Annotated in this window: 19 protein-coding genes; 13 read left to right on the plus strand and 6 right to left on the minus strand. The window is 64.8% G+C overall.

Annotation, left to right across the window (positions count from 1 at the left end):
• Window positions 1-25: 25 nt before the first annotated feature.
• The 3 genes from HAH_RS01585 to HAH_RS19820 form a co-directional block, all read right to left on the minus strand.
• A complete protein-coding gene (locus HAH_RS01585) occupies window positions 26-430 on the minus strand; it encodes a hypothetical protein (RefSeq protein ID WP_023843095.1) in 405 nt (134 codons plus the stop codon).
• Between the two features lie 314 nt (window positions 431-744).
• Window positions 745-1,725, minus strand: a complete 981-nt coding sequence (twy1, locus tag HAH_RS01590) for a 4-demethylwyosine synthase TYW1 (RefSeq protein ID WP_044951627.1) — start codon at window positions 1,723-1,725, stop codon at window positions 745-747.
• 82 nt (window positions 1,726-1,807) lie between these two features.
• Window positions 1,808-1,945: a hypothetical protein gene (locus HAH_RS19820; RefSeq protein ID WP_004964745.1), complete on the minus strand. Its 138-nt coding sequence runs from the start codon at window positions 1,943-1,945 to the stop codon at window positions 1,808-1,810.
• A gap of 144 nt (window positions 1,946-2,089) precedes the next feature.
• On the opposite strand from HAH_RS19820, the gene HAH_RS01595 reads away from it, so the two are divergent.
• Window positions 2,090-2,257, plus strand: a complete 168-nt coding sequence (locus HAH_RS01595) for an FmdB family zinc ribbon protein (protein WP_014039328.1) — start codon at window positions 2,090-2,092, stop codon at window positions 2,255-2,257.
• 25 nt (window positions 2,258-2,282) lie between these two features.
• On the opposite strand, the gene HAH_RS01600 is transcribed toward HAH_RS01595, so the two are convergent.
• Window positions 2,283-2,855: a peroxidase-related enzyme gene (locus tag HAH_RS01600; RefSeq protein ID WP_014039329.1), complete on the minus strand. Its 573-nt coding sequence runs from the start codon at window positions 2,853-2,855 to the stop codon at window positions 2,283-2,285.
• A 148-nt stretch (window positions 2,856-3,003) separates the two neighbouring features.
• Between HAH_RS01600 and HAH_RS01605 the strand changes: the two genes are divergently transcribed.
• On the plus strand, window positions 3,004-3,477 hold the full coding sequence (locus HAH_RS01605; RefSeq protein WP_014039330.1) for a DUF6789 family protein: 474 nt from the start codon (window positions 3,004-3,006) through the stop codon (window positions 3,475-3,477).
• 28 nt (window positions 3,478-3,505) lie between these two features.
• On the opposite strand, the gene HAH_RS01610 is transcribed toward HAH_RS01605, so the two are convergent.
• Window positions 3,506-4,030 (minus strand): helix-turn-helix domain-containing protein, encoded by a 525-nt coding sequence (locus HAH_RS01610; RefSeq protein WP_014039331.1) that lies wholly within the window; start codon window positions 4,028-4,030, stop codon window positions 3,506-3,508.
• 145 nt (window positions 4,031-4,175) lie between these two features.
• Between HAH_RS01610 and HAH_RS01615 the strand changes: the two genes are divergently transcribed.
• From HAH_RS01615 to HAH_RS01640, 6 genes are all read left to right on the plus strand, one after another.
• Window positions 4,176-4,550 (plus strand): NifU family protein, encoded by a 375-nt coding sequence (locus HAH_RS01615; protein WP_014039332.1) that lies wholly within the window; start codon window positions 4,176-4,178, stop codon window positions 4,548-4,550.
• Window positions 4,551-4,672: 122 nt separating this feature from the next.
• Window positions 4,673-5,218, plus strand: coding sequence for a CDP-2,3-bis-(O-geranylgeranyl)-sn-glycerol synthase (locus HAH_RS01620; protein WP_014039333.1), 546 nt, complete (start codon window positions 4,673-4,675; stop codon window positions 5,216-5,218).
• Between the two features lie 64 nt (window positions 5,219-5,282).
• Complete coding sequence (locus HAH_RS01625; protein WP_044951630.1) at window positions 5,283-5,555, plus strand: hypothetical protein; 273 nt, start codon at window positions 5,283-5,285, stop codon at window positions 5,553-5,555.
• Window positions 5,556-5,611: 56 nt separating this feature from the next.
• Window positions 5,612-6,781, plus strand: coding sequence for a hydroxymethylbilane synthase (gene hemC, locus HAH_RS01630; protein WP_014039335.1), 1,170 nt, complete (start codon window positions 5,612-5,614; stop codon window positions 6,779-6,781).
• Window positions 6,778-7,539: a uroporphyrinogen-III C-methyltransferase gene (gene cobA / locus HAH_RS01635; RefSeq protein WP_014039336.1), complete on the plus strand. Its 762-nt coding sequence runs from the start codon at window positions 6,778-6,780 to the stop codon at window positions 7,537-7,539. The genes hemC and cobA overlap by 4 nt, the downstream gene beginning before the upstream one ends.
• Entirely contained in the window at window positions 7,539-8,327 is a 789-nt protein-coding gene (locus tag HAH_RS01640) for a uroporphyrinogen-III synthase (protein WP_014039337.1), read from the plus strand. Before cobA ends, HAH_RS01640 begins: the two co-directional genes overlap by 1 nt.
• A gap of 36 nt (window positions 8,328-8,363) precedes the next feature.
• On the opposite strand, the gene HAH_RS01645 is transcribed toward HAH_RS01640, so the two are convergent.
• Complete coding sequence (locus HAH_RS01645) at window positions 8,364-9,089, minus strand: PspA/IM30 family protein (protein ID WP_014039338.1); 726 nt, start codon at window positions 9,087-9,089, stop codon at window positions 8,364-8,366.
• 216 nt (window positions 9,090-9,305) lie between these two features.
• Between HAH_RS01645 and HAH_RS01650 the strand changes: the two genes are divergently transcribed.
• From HAH_RS01650 to HAH_RS01670, 5 genes are all read left to right on the plus strand, one after another.
• The gene (locus tag HAH_RS01650; RefSeq protein WP_023843099.1) at window positions 9,306-9,560 is read left to right on the plus strand and encodes a hypothetical protein; all 255 of its coding nucleotides are present in this window, start codon (window positions 9,306-9,308) and stop codon (window positions 9,558-9,560) included.
• A 4-nt stretch (window positions 9,561-9,564) separates the two neighbouring features.
• On the plus strand, window positions 9,565-10,110 hold the full coding sequence (locus HAH_RS01655) for a hypothetical protein (RefSeq protein WP_014039340.1): 546 nt from the start codon (window positions 9,565-9,567) through the stop codon (window positions 10,108-10,110).
• 75 nt (window positions 10,111-10,185) lie between these two features.
• Complete coding sequence (locus tag HAH_RS01660; protein ID WP_014039341.1) at window positions 10,186-11,649, plus strand: single-stranded-DNA-specific exonuclease RecJ; 1,464 nt, start codon at window positions 10,186-10,188, stop codon at window positions 11,647-11,649.
• Window positions 11,650-11,744: 95 nt separating this feature from the next.
• Window positions 11,745-11,978: a hypothetical protein gene (locus tag HAH_RS01665; protein ID WP_014039342.1), complete on the plus strand. Its 234-nt coding sequence runs from the start codon at window positions 11,745-11,747 to the stop codon at window positions 11,976-11,978.
• 123 nt (window positions 11,979-12,101) lie between these two features.
• Window positions 12,102-12,419, plus strand: a complete 318-nt coding sequence (locus tag HAH_RS01670) for a DUF5783 family protein (RefSeq protein ID WP_014039343.1) — start codon at window positions 12,102-12,104, stop codon at window positions 12,417-12,419.
• The last annotated feature ends 16 nt before the right edge of the window (window positions 12,420-12,435 follow it).

Genomic DNA, 12,435 nt, shown 5'->3' on the forward strand with positions numbered 1-12,435 from the left:
CCCCGATTCGTTTCGATTGGGCTATTCAGAGGCTGCCTTCGAGCAACGAGACAATGGACTCTGTCCGTTTGTCGACTTTGTCCATGTTGGTGCATGGCTCTTTATCAACCGTGAGGACTCCATCGCTGTAGTTGATCTCACCAGTCATCCCTGCGACGTTCTTGAACACGACCGACTCCAGCTCTGCTTCAAGCGCTTCCCGCCCCAATTTGTCGCTACAGATTGCCTCGAAGGCACTGATTGTCGGTAGAAAATAGACTTTCGTCCACCCTTCGAACCAGAGCTCTTCGTTGACTCTCTCGTCGATAAGTGATTCCCACTGGATATCGAGATCGACCTCAAAACCCGCTGCGTCGTCAATTGAATCCTTTAGCGACGGCATTTCTTCTTCCTGAAACTCCTTTACTTTTCGCTTACTTTTTAGATCCATTAATATTCACGCGATTGAAAATACGCCCCCTTATGTATTTAATACTATTCTTTCGGACTACGATCTTTCACTACGAGTGGCACTCCTGAGTGGTGTCTGGCCAGTTCTTTCCACTCCTACGCAAACTCGAAAAGAGCGCTCTCGATAGGACAGAATCAAACCCACCGGCTCCATTCCTCTGGATCTGTAAGAACAAGCGGATTAACCGCTATTCAACGGAGCAGGCGAAAAAGCGACTGCCTTCGCTCACGGTTTCGCTGTTCGCATTGTGGTCCCACTCCGCTCGACTTGCGTCCCGATGTCGTACATGGCACTCAGTACTCGACGAGCGAATCCTGCTCCCAGAACTCGCTCGACTTCTCCAGTTTCGGAACCCATGTGTTCTCGTCCTCGGCGAGCATCGCCACGCGGGAGTCTTCGACCTCCTTCAGCACGTCGTGGTCGGGGAGGTACTCGCCCATCTCTCGTGTGAACTCCCGGACCTCGCTGTGGTCGGGCATCGAGTCGCGGTCGAGGCGGCCCCGCGAGTGGCCGACGTGCATGTACGCCTTCATCTCGACGAAGTCCGCATCGGCCCGGTCACACATCGCCGCGTACCACTCGGGGTGGTGCATGTTGTGGCCTTTGACCAGCGTCGTCCGGATGACGGTGCGGGTGTCGTCTTTCTCGGCCAGCACGTCCAGCGTATCGATGAGCGAGTCCCAGGCGTCGTCCTCCATCGCCTGCACCGTCGAGTCGAACGTCTGGCGGTCGGCGGCGTCGACGGAGACGTACAGTTGCGTGGGGTCACACCGCTCCAGCATCTCCGTGTTGGTCCCGTTGGAGACGAGGAAGGTGGTGATGTCGCGGTCGTGGAACTCCTCGATGAGTTCCGGCAGGTGCGGGTAGAGCGTGGGTTCGCCGTCCAGCGAGATGGCGACGTGGCGCGGTTCCATCGCCTGGTCGAACACCTCGCGCGGGACTTCATCGTTGCCCCCGAAGCCCGACAACAGTTTCCGCTGGAGTTCCACGGAGGCGTCGGCGACCGCCGCGGGGTCGTCCCACTCCACGTCGCCGAGTTCGTAGGCGTGGCCGGCGTGGTCCCGCCAGCAGAACACGCACCGCTCGTTGCATTTCACGACCGGCGTCATCTGGATGCAGCGGTGGGACTCGATACCGTAGAAGATGTACTTGTAACACTTCCCTTCGCCGCGAAGGGCGTTTTTCGTCCAGCCGCAGGTCTGGGCGGCCGTGTGGTTCTCGCTGTGGTAGGCCGGGTCCGAGACCTGCTTCGGACCGCCGTCGGCGTCACTCATTGCTGTCGGCTTCAACAGCCAGCGGCAAAAACTCCCGGATGTTGCGCGTCAGTCACGATACGCTCGGACCGCGTGTGGCAACTTACGTCAGCTTGACGATGGGGTTGCTCATGTGGTGGCCGACGACGTTGCCGTTCTCCATGATCCGGTCGTAGCCATCGTCGTCAACTTCGATTCGGGTTTCGCTGTCCTTCTGCATCAGATAGAGTGTTTTGTTCATACACCTGTGGATGCCCCTGATAGGCAAGACCAGAACTACTAGGTGTATAGATACGCGCTGTGATGTATGCTATATGTATCAAACCCCGGCGGAGATGTATCTCAGCCGGAAGATTTTGGGGGCTCCGGATAGTGAGTACATAGTATGGGTGTGCTTGACACGGTCTCCGAGCTGTTCGGCTCCGGGGACCAGCACTACCGGTTCCGCTGTGACGACTGCGGGACCGAGTTCGCACAGCGCGTGGCGACAGTCGAGGACCTGACCTGTCCGGAGTGTGGCGCTGGGGCGGTGCGGCCGGCCGAAGCGGCGTGAGGTTGGGGTGCCACTAAGCCCCGAGTCAGCGGCCCAGATCGTAGAACTCGTCGTTCGGACGGATGTCGGCGAGCTGTGCCAGCCGGTTCGAGAGGTTGAAGAAGGCGGCGACGCTGCCGATGTCCCAGATCGCGCGGCGGCTGTAGCCGTGGTCCTCCAGCCGTTCGAGGTCTGCGTCCTCGATACGGGCGGGCGATTCTGTCAGCTTCACCGCGAAATCCAGCATCGCCTTGTGCGTCTCGTTGATGTCCGCAGTTCGGTGGTTCGCGGCGACCTGCTCGGCGAGCTTGGGTGCGTCGGCGTAAATACGCAGCAGCGCACCGTGGGCGACGATACAGTAGAGGCAGTCGTTGACGCCGCTGACGGCGACGATTATCATCTCGACTTCCTCGCGTTCCAGCGCCGTCTGCTCGACCAGCGCGTCGTGGTACGCGAAAAAGGCCCGGAAGTGCGAGGGACGATAGGCCATCGCCGGGAAGATGTTCGGCGTGAAGCCGGCGCGTTCGGTCTCCTCTTCGATGCGTTCCTGCAGGTCTTCGGGGAGGTCGTCGATGTCGGGGGTTTCGAACCGAGCCATCACTGTGTCGGAGTCTGCCATACCACACGTCCGTCCGGCCGCGGCTTGAAAGTTAGCTGCCTGTCTGGCCATGGCTGGCGAGAGCTGCTGTATAGTTCTTCCGGGGACGTGGCACGAGGTCGAACAGCCACGCCGGCTCTTTTGCTAGGCGGCGCGACCGTTCGTATGCATGTCAACGACGACAGAGACGACACAGACGTACGATGTCAGTACCGGCAACTGGAAAGCCGGCGTGCTCGGCGGTATCGCCGGAAGCGCCGTCATGGGCGCGTTGATTCTCGTGATGAACACCGCGACGCTCGCCGTCGCAATCCCGTCCCTGTACGGGCTCGCGCCGCCGCCGAGCCCAGCGGCTGGCCTCGTCGTCCACCTCTCCCATGGGGCCGTGATGGGCGTGATGTTCGCCGGGCTGGCGAGGGTCCTCAATCTGGAATCGTCCGGCAAACTGCTTGGGCTCGGCGTCGGCTGGGGCGTCGCCACCTGGGTGCTCTTTGCCGCGCTTCTGATGCCAGTCTGGCTCGGTGCGGTCGGCTCGCCGGCCTCCCCGCCGTTCCCGAACTTCGCGCCGCCGTCGCTGCTGTGGCACGTCGTCTACGGGGGCGTCCTCGCGGTCGTTTACGCCGCGACCGTGGACCGCATCTGAGACCCAACCTGAGCCGTCGCGGTCGCCGCTACTGCTCCTGAAACACGGTCCACTGTCGCTCGTCGGTTCTGGCGTCGGCTATCGCCTCGACCTTCTCGCGCTGCAGGTCGTCCAACTGCGCAGTCGCCAGCCGAATCCACGACAGGAACTCCCCGCGGAGCCGCTCACGCACTACTTCAGGCGGCTGTGGCGTGTAGACGTACACATGCCCGCCCTCCGGCCTGATTCGCCGGCGCTTCTCGACGACGCCGAACTCCGCGAGATGGTTGAGATGGCGCGCGACGACGCTCCGGTCGTAACCGATCTGTTCGGCCAGTGCTGCCACGGTCAACTCACCGCCCTCCATCACGCAGAGACAGACGTCCAGCTCGGTACCGGACATCTCGAAGACGGTCTGCAGCAGGGTTTCGAGCGACGGCTCGCTGACCGCCGCGTCCGTCGCCTCGGTCGCCGCCATCGGCTGGCCACAGCACTCCGGCCGGTTCTCGCCGATACCGATGCCGCCGCAGGTCGCACACTCGAACAGTCGCGGTTCGTCGGCGGAGGGTGTCATACGACGGGCTACTCACCCCGCCGGTAGAAGCTTCAGGTATGGTCGGAGTAACTACGGGCGGGTGCCGGCGGGTCGCGGTTTCTCGCCCGTCATATAGATGTTAGTCCAAAGGTCTAAGCCCTCCCGGGACGGAATACAATTCACTATGAGCACTGACACAGAGGACGCCAACGACCTGCGCGAGCGAATCACGAACTTCCTGCGTCGCAACTTCCCCCAGATCCAGATGCACGGCGGGAGCGCGGCCATCGAGGAGATCGACCGCGAGGAAGGCAGCGTCACGATCCGCCTCGGCGGCGCCTGTTCCGGCTGTGGCATCTCACCGATGACCATCCAGGCCATCAAGACGCGCATGACCAAGGAGATCCCGGAGATCAACGAGGTCACCGCGCGCACCGGGATGGAACAGCAGGAAGGGATGTCCGGCGGCAGCGGCGGCATGAGCCCCTCGTTCCCCGGCGAGTCCCGCGGCGGCGACGTCGGCGGCGACGAAGACGAAGGCCCCGAAGCGCCGTTCTGAGGCCAGCTCTCGATCTTTTTTAGACTCGTGGCTAGCCGCAGGTGTGGAAGCGTCTCTGTGAGTCGCCGGTGCTGCACCAGCGAGTCACACAGATTAAGACGACGGGGGCAGACGGCGGGGATATGGAGACGGTCGACACTGTCGTCTGGGCGCTGTGGGCGATGTTGCCGGCGTACATCCCGAACAACGCCGCGGTTCTCGCCGGCGGCGGCAGACCGATAGACGGCGGCCGAACGTGGGGCGGGCGGCGGGTGCTCGGCGACGGCAAGACCTGGCGCGGGACGCTGATCGGAACCGCCGCCGGGACGTTGCTCGCGCTCGGACTGACGCAGGCCGCGCCCGGCGTGAGCGCTGCACTGGGGACCGACCTCCCGACGTTTTCGCTCCGTGCGGGACTTGGACTCGCCTTCGGCGCGATGCTTGGAGATATCGGTGCGTCCTTCCTCAAACGCCGGACTGGCCGCGAGCGCGGCGCCGCGTTCCCCGGACTGGATCAACTGGATTTCGTCGTCGGAGCGTTGCTCTGTGCGGTCGTGGCCGCGCCGTCGTGGTTCACCGAGACGTTCACGCTCCCGGTGCTGGTCGTCGTTGTCGTCGCGACGCCGGTGTTACACGTCGTCACCAACGGTATCGCCTACCTGCTCGGGCTGAAAAACGAGCCGTGGTAACGCCCCGTAGCGGCCCGCAGAGTGCACCCTAGAGCTACTTGTGTCGCCCACGAAACCACTCTCGATGGCCCTGACCAATTCCCTCCCGGTTGTTAGACGTGCCCCGCCGGTCATTCGACGCGCGATGGCTGCCGGCGTGCTCTGTACGGCGGTCTTTCTGCCGGTCATGTACGTGCTCCTGCACGCGTACGTAGTCCTCACAGTAAGCGTGGGTCCCGTCGACACACTCAACGGACTGATCGACTTTGCACTCGTCGCCGGCGGTCTGACGACGTTCGTCGCGGGATTCGTTTCGCAGCTCCTGACCGAGACGTTCCTCGCCAAGCGGCCTGCATAACGACATCGAACCGACGAAGAAGTGCGCTTTTACGCGCTGACCGAGGAGTGTCGGGTATGACAACACGCGGGGAGACACTGCAACTAGCGACGCGGGGCTCTGACCTCGCGTTACGGCAGGCGGCGACGGTTCGGGATTCGCTGAGCAGTCGCCGGCTGTCGGTCGAACTCGTCGAGGTGGAGACGACGGGCGACCAGATACGGGATGAACTCATCCACCGACTGGGCAAGACCGGCGCGTTCGTTCGCAGCCTCGACGAGAAGGTGCTCGACGGCGAACTCGACGCGGCGGTCCACTCGATGAAGGACATGCCGACCGAACGGCCCGAGCGCCTTGTCGTCGCGGCGGTCCCCGAGCGGGCCGCCGCCGAGGACGTGCTGGTGACGCCGGATGGCCGCTCACTCGACGAACTACCGGAAGGCGCGACCGTCGGTACGTCGAGCCTGCGACGCAAGGCGCAGTTGCTCGCCGAGCGCGACGACCTCACCGTGGAGCCGCTCCGGGGCAACGTCGACACGCGCATCGCGAAGCTGCTGGCCCCGTCGCTCCAGCAGGAACACCAGGAGCGCCACGAGGCCGAACAGGAGCACAAGGGCGACGCCGGCGACGGGGACGACGCTGACCTCGACGCCGACGAGGAAGAGGAACACCCCTACGACCGCACGGTCGAGGAGTGGTTCGACGACCTCACCGAGTTCGAACGGCGGGCGATGGAGCGGGACCCGGACGTCGAGTACGACGCCATCGTGCTGGCGAAGGCCGGCCTCCACCGGGCCGGGCTCACGCGTTACGTCGGCATGTCCGACCTCGACCCCGACCGGTTTGTGCCGGCCCCAGGGCAGGGCGCGCTTGCGGTGACCGCCGTCGACGGCGACCTCGCGCTGGACATCAAGGACCGACTGGACGACCCACAGACCCGCGTCGAGACGACCGTTGAGCGGACGATTCTCGAAGAACTCGGCGGCGGCTGCGTCGCGCCGATCGGCGTCCATGCTCACCTGGAAGGCGGTGTCGTCCACACGCGGGTGCGCGTACTCTCACAGGACGGCACCGAGGAGGTCTCGGTCGGCCGCGACATCCCGGCCGAGTACCACATTGACGCGGCACAGGACCTCGCAGCGGAACTCGCCGAACAGGGCGCTGACGACCTCATCGCCGAGGCCAAGCGGGACTCGACGGAGGCAGACGACGACGCTTCGACGGCGCGGGAGGAAGACGAGGAATGACGGACGCTGCACCCGGCAAGGTGTATCTGGTCGGCTCCGGTCCCGGCGACCCGGACCTGCTGACAGTCAAGGCAAAGCGCCTGCTGGAGGAGGCCGACGTGGTGTTGCACGACAAGCTCCCCGGCCCCGAAATCATCGGGATGATTCCCGAGGAGAAACGCGAAGACGTGGGCAAACGCGCCGGCGGCGAGTGGACGCCCCAGGAGTACACTAACGCCCGACTGGTCGAACTCGCCGAGGAGGGTAACACCGTTGTCCGACTGAAAGGCGGCGACTCGATGGTGTTTGGCCGCGGCGGCGAAGAACTGGCCCATCTCGCGGAGAACGGAATTCCCGTCGAGATCGTTCCGGGAATTACGAGCGCTATCGCCGGCCCCGAAGCCGCCGGGATTCCGGTCACGCATCGGGACTACACCTCCTCGGTCTCCTTCGTCACGGGCCACGAGGACCCAACGAAGGACGAATCGGCCGTCGACTGGGAGGCCCTGGCCGCGACCGGCGGCACGCTCGTCGTCCTGATGGGCGTCGGCAAACTGCCGCAGTACACCGAGGCCCTGCGCGAGACGGGGATGGACCCCGATACGCCGGTCGCCCTCGTCGAACGTGCCACTTGGCCGGACCAGCAAGTCGCTACCGGGACGCTCGACAGTATCGTCTCGGTCCGCGATGAGGCCGATATCGAACCCCCCGCGATCACCGTCATCGGCGAGGTGGCCGGCGAGCGCGAGCGGGTGGTGGAGTTCCTGGAGGGGTACTGATGCGCGAGGAACCGCGCCTCCGCGTGGCTGCCTTCAGGCCTGCCGACGACCGCCTCGATAGCGCGGTCGAACTGCTGGAATCGCTCGGCGCCGACCCGGTCCCGGACCCGATGCTGGCGGTCGAACCAGCGGCGGCCGGCGACACCGACGGTGACGGCGACGACGGCCCGGTCACGCCGCGCACCGACGCCGACTACGTCGTCCTGACCAGCAAGACCGGCGTCGAACTCGCCGCCGAAGCCGGCTGGGACCCCGGCGAGGCGACGGTGTGTGCCATCGGCCAGTCGACCGCCGAGGCGCTTCACGAGGCCGGCTACGGCGTCGACATCATCCCCGCGGAGTACTCTTCGACGGGACTCGTCGAAACGCTGTCCGGGGCGGTGGCCGGCACAAGAGTCGAAGTCGCCCGGTCGGACCACGGCTCTGCGGTGCTGACTGACGGGCTGGAGGCTGCCGGCGCGTACGTCCACGAAACCGTGCTGTACCGGCTGGTCCGGCCAGCGGGATCGGGCGAGTCCGCGGACTTGGCGGCCACCGGGGACCTCGACGCGGCGCTGTTTACCTCCTCGCTCACGGTCGAGCACTTCCTCGATGCGGCCGCGGAGCGCGGCGTCCGCGAGGCCGCCATCGACGGGCTGAACGAGGCTACCGTCGGCGCGATCGGCGAGCCGACGCGGGAGACGGCCGAAAACGCCGGCATCTCGGTCGACGTCGTCCCCGACCAGGCCGACTTCGAGGCGCTGGCCTGCGAGGCCGTCGAGGCGGCGGCCCCGACACACTACGAGTAACGAGACTCGGACGGCGGTTTCGGCGTTTCTTCGGAGCTATTCTGCGGCCTCTTCGACGGCCTCGCGCTCGTCCATCTCGGCCCGCAGCGTCGCCAGTTCGTTCTCGACGGCCCGCTCGCTGGAGAGCCGGTCGAGTTCCTGGTCGATGGAGTCACCGTCGTCGAGTACCGATTCGAGCTGGCCGCTTTCTTCGAGTTCTTCGAGCGCGGCCGCGCGCGCCTCCATCTGCTCCGTGCGCTCAGTCGCGCGCTCGATGGAGCGGTGCACGTCGGCCATCGTGTCGCCAGCGCCGGTAAACGCCTCCGAAACCCGCGCCGACGCCTCGGCGGCCTGATAGCGGGCTTTCATCGTCTCTTTTTTCGTCCGGAACTGCTCTATCTGGCTGCTCAGTTCGGCCCGCTTGCCGACCAGCCGGTCCTGGGTCTCCTGTAAGTCGTCGATCTGGCCCGTTAGATCCGTTATCTGGCTGACGTTCACCTGCTTCTTCCCAAGCGCTCGGCGTGCGAGGTCGTCGCGCCCCTCCTGCAGGGCGGCCCGGGCCTGCGTATCGTGTTTCTCGACGTTCGACCGCAATCGGGTTCGGTGTATCTCCAGGCGTTTCTTCTGGGTCGTCACGTCGGCGATACCGCGGGTCACGTCCTGCAGTTCGTCTCGCATCTGTTCGTATGAGTAGTCAAGTTCCGCCGCCGGGTCCGAAGTCCGACTGAGCAGGGCGTTGAGCTTGGCGCGGATGGCGAACGCGAACCGTTGGAGCAGACTCATCGGGATTGCTCCGGTCGGACAGGAACTCGAAGCGATACCGACTGCGGCTCGGTCGTGACAACACTCATGTCACCTCGTATGACTGTAGCCATTATAATAACAGGGTATTACTCGATTTAATACGGGGTTAATCGGCTAAAACGACGGAAATCCGCGGTTATTCGAGCTTACCGTCTGACTACTTGATGGGGTGCCGGAATCAATCGATGGACGACGATGACACGAACCCTACTGCGCACGGTCGGCACGCTGGTGCTCGCGCTGACACTCTTCACAGCGGCGGCCGCGGCTGCGCCCGCGGTGGACGGTGACGACGGGACGAACGCCGTCGGCCCGCCCGGCGGTCTCCCGGATCAGGTCCCTGACTTTGTGACAACGATCATCGAAGCGATTCAGGAGTTCCTCGCCGGTGGGAGCGACGACAGCCCCGGCTCGGACGTGAGTGGGGCGGCGACAGGGGCCGGGACGTAGACCGATGAACGGAAAGCTGCTCGCCGTCGGCGGCGCTGTCGTGCTCCTGCTCGCGGGTGTCGGCGGCGCGTTCGTCGCCGGCCTCGGCCCGTTCCAGGCGGAAAGCAGCGGGCAGGACCTCTCGGAGTTCCCGACGGAGACGCCTGATAGCGATACCGCCAGCACTGAGGACGGAACCAATGCTGACGGCGGCGCGGCCAGTACCCCGCCGTTTGCGTTCACCGTCGATTCCATCGAGGAGTGTGGCCAGACCTGTCGTGACGTGACTTCCACGCTGACGAATCAGCAGAACAGTACGGCGGCGGAAATCACCGTCTACACGCGGATTTACGCCGGGAACTCCACCGACGACGGTGACGTGGTCTGGGAGGGCTCCGAGGACGTGGGGACGCTCGAAGCTGACGAGTCCTACACCACGACCCGGCGCGTCGACCTGTCGTTCCGCGACGCCTACGCTATCGAACAGGCGGACGGCTGGATAACCATCCGGACGACTGTCGAGACGGCCGACCGGACCGTCACGCTCAGCGACCAGCGGAAGGTCGCCTGACGGGGCAGGCCGCTCCGGGACGACTGACTGCGCGTCTGAACGTTTTTATGCCGGAGCGCACCTATCCTCGGTACGATGACTACGACCGGCCCCGTTCCAGCGCTCGCCGACCGCGCGGCCGCCTGCGCCGACCGACTCCGGGCGGCCGACCGCGTGTTGCTGGCCTCCCACATCGACGCCGACGGGCTGACCAGCGCCGCCATCGCCACCGCGGCGCTGTCGCGGGCCGGCATCCCCGTCGAGACCGTGTTCAAGAAGCAACTCGACGCCGCTGAGATCGAGAGCATCGCGGCTCGGGAGTACGACACCGTGCTGTTCACGGACTTCGGGTCCGGCCAGCTCGACGTGATCTCCGAACACGTCGCCGCGGGCAACTTTGAGGCGATCATTGCCGACCATCACCAGCCGTCGGCCCCGGACGACTGCCACTCCGACGCGGTCGTCGACACCGACGGCTACGCCGACTTCGAGACGCATCTCAATCCGCTACTCGAAGGTATCAACGGCGCGTCGGAGCTCTCGGGTGCAGGCGCAGCGTACGTCCTTGCCCGCGCGCTCTCGACCGGGGAGACTGACAACCGCGACCTCGCCGCGCTGGCGGTCGTCGGCGCAGTCGGGGACATGCAGGCCGTCGGCGGGGAACTCGTCGGAGCCAACGCCGGTCTCGTCGAGGAGGGCATCGCCGCCGACGTGCTGGAGGAGGGCACCGACCTCTCGCTGTATGGCAAACAGACCCGACCGCTGCCGAAGCTACTTGAGTACGCCACGGAAGTTCCGATTCCAGGGATTTCGAACGATCAGGCTGGCGCGACGCGGTTCCTCGAAGGCCTCGGTCTGGACCTGAAAGCCGATGGAGACTGGCGGACGTGGGCGGACCTCTCCGACGACGAGCGCCAGACCGTCGCCAGCGGGCTGGTCCAGCGTGCCGTCGAGCGCGGCGTCCCGGCGGACAAGATCGAGACGCTCATCGGCACGACCTACACGCTGACTGCGGAACCGCGCGGCACGGAACTCCGGGATGCGAGCGAGTTCTCGACGCTCCTGAACGCCACGGCCCGCTACGAACGAGCGGACGTGGGACTGGCGGTCTGTCTCGGCGAGCGCGACGCACCGCTGGAGCGGGCGCGGACACTGCTGTCGAACCACCGCCGGAACCTCTCGGAGGGACTCACGCTCGTCAAGGAGCGCGGCGTCACCCAGGCCGGGACCGTCCAGTGGTTCGACGCCGGTGACGCCATCCGCGAGACCATCGTCGGCATCGTCGCCGGGATGGCGCTGGGGACCGACGGCGTCGATTCGGACAAGCCAATCATCGCCTTTGCCAGCACCGACGAGGACGAGACGAAAGTGTCCTCGCGGGCGACCGGCCCGCTGGTCGGCCGAGGCGTGGACCTCTCGGTCGTGATGCGCGACGCCGCCCAGGCCGTCGGTGGCGATGGCGGCGGGCACGACATCGCAGCGGGCGCGACTATCCCGACCGGCGAGGAATCAGCGTTCATCGAGGCGGCCGACGAGATTATCAGCGAGCAAGTCTCGTAACCAAGCCGTCACAAACAGCGCGGTAGGGTGACTGACGACGCTGCCACCAGTATCAGCAATAAAAGCTATACGTCCGCTTCTCCGAACACCCCACGATGGACTCTCGGGGCCTGTTCGATATCGCGCTCGTCGTCGTCGCCGGCCTGTTAGCCTACACTGAGACGTTCGGCTTCGCGAATCCGCGGACGACGCTGCAAGAGATTATCGCAGCTATCGCCAGGCTGGACATCCGTGTCTTTCTCGTCCTGGGTGGCATCTTCGGCATCTGCTTCGTCGCGTATCTCACGATGTATCTCCCCCAGAAGGACGCACGCACGATACAACGGTGATACTGTCGGCCGTAACTATGTCTGGATAGTCGCCACCCCTGGGAGGCGAAATTCGTCACAGACGTACAGCCGACAGTATGAACATCGGGCCATCTTTATCCCCAGCCCTGTACCGTTCTGACAATGACAGAGTTCGACCCCGAGAAGTTCGAGGACAAGTACGCGAACTACTTCCCGGAGCTCCAGAAGGCCTACAAGAACGCCTTCGAGCGGATGAACGACGCGTACGACTCAGAACTGGTCCACGCGATCGACCAGCAGGTCCTCAACGAGTCGGAGCCGTTCTACGAGGACGGCGAGTTCAGTGTCGAACTGCCGGAGAACCCGACCGAGCGGCTCTCGGCGATCATCGTCGACGACGAGAAACTCGACGCCGTGCTCTCCGAATACGTCGACGAGATTGAGCGCGAACTGCGCCGCGTCTTCGACATCGACGACTGACTGCACTCGCCGCGGT

This window comes from Haloarcula hispanica ATCC 33960 (assembly GCF_000223905.1).
Classification (GTDB): Archaea; Halobacteriota; Halobacteria; order Halobacteriales; family Haloarculaceae; genus Haloarcula; species Haloarcula hispanica.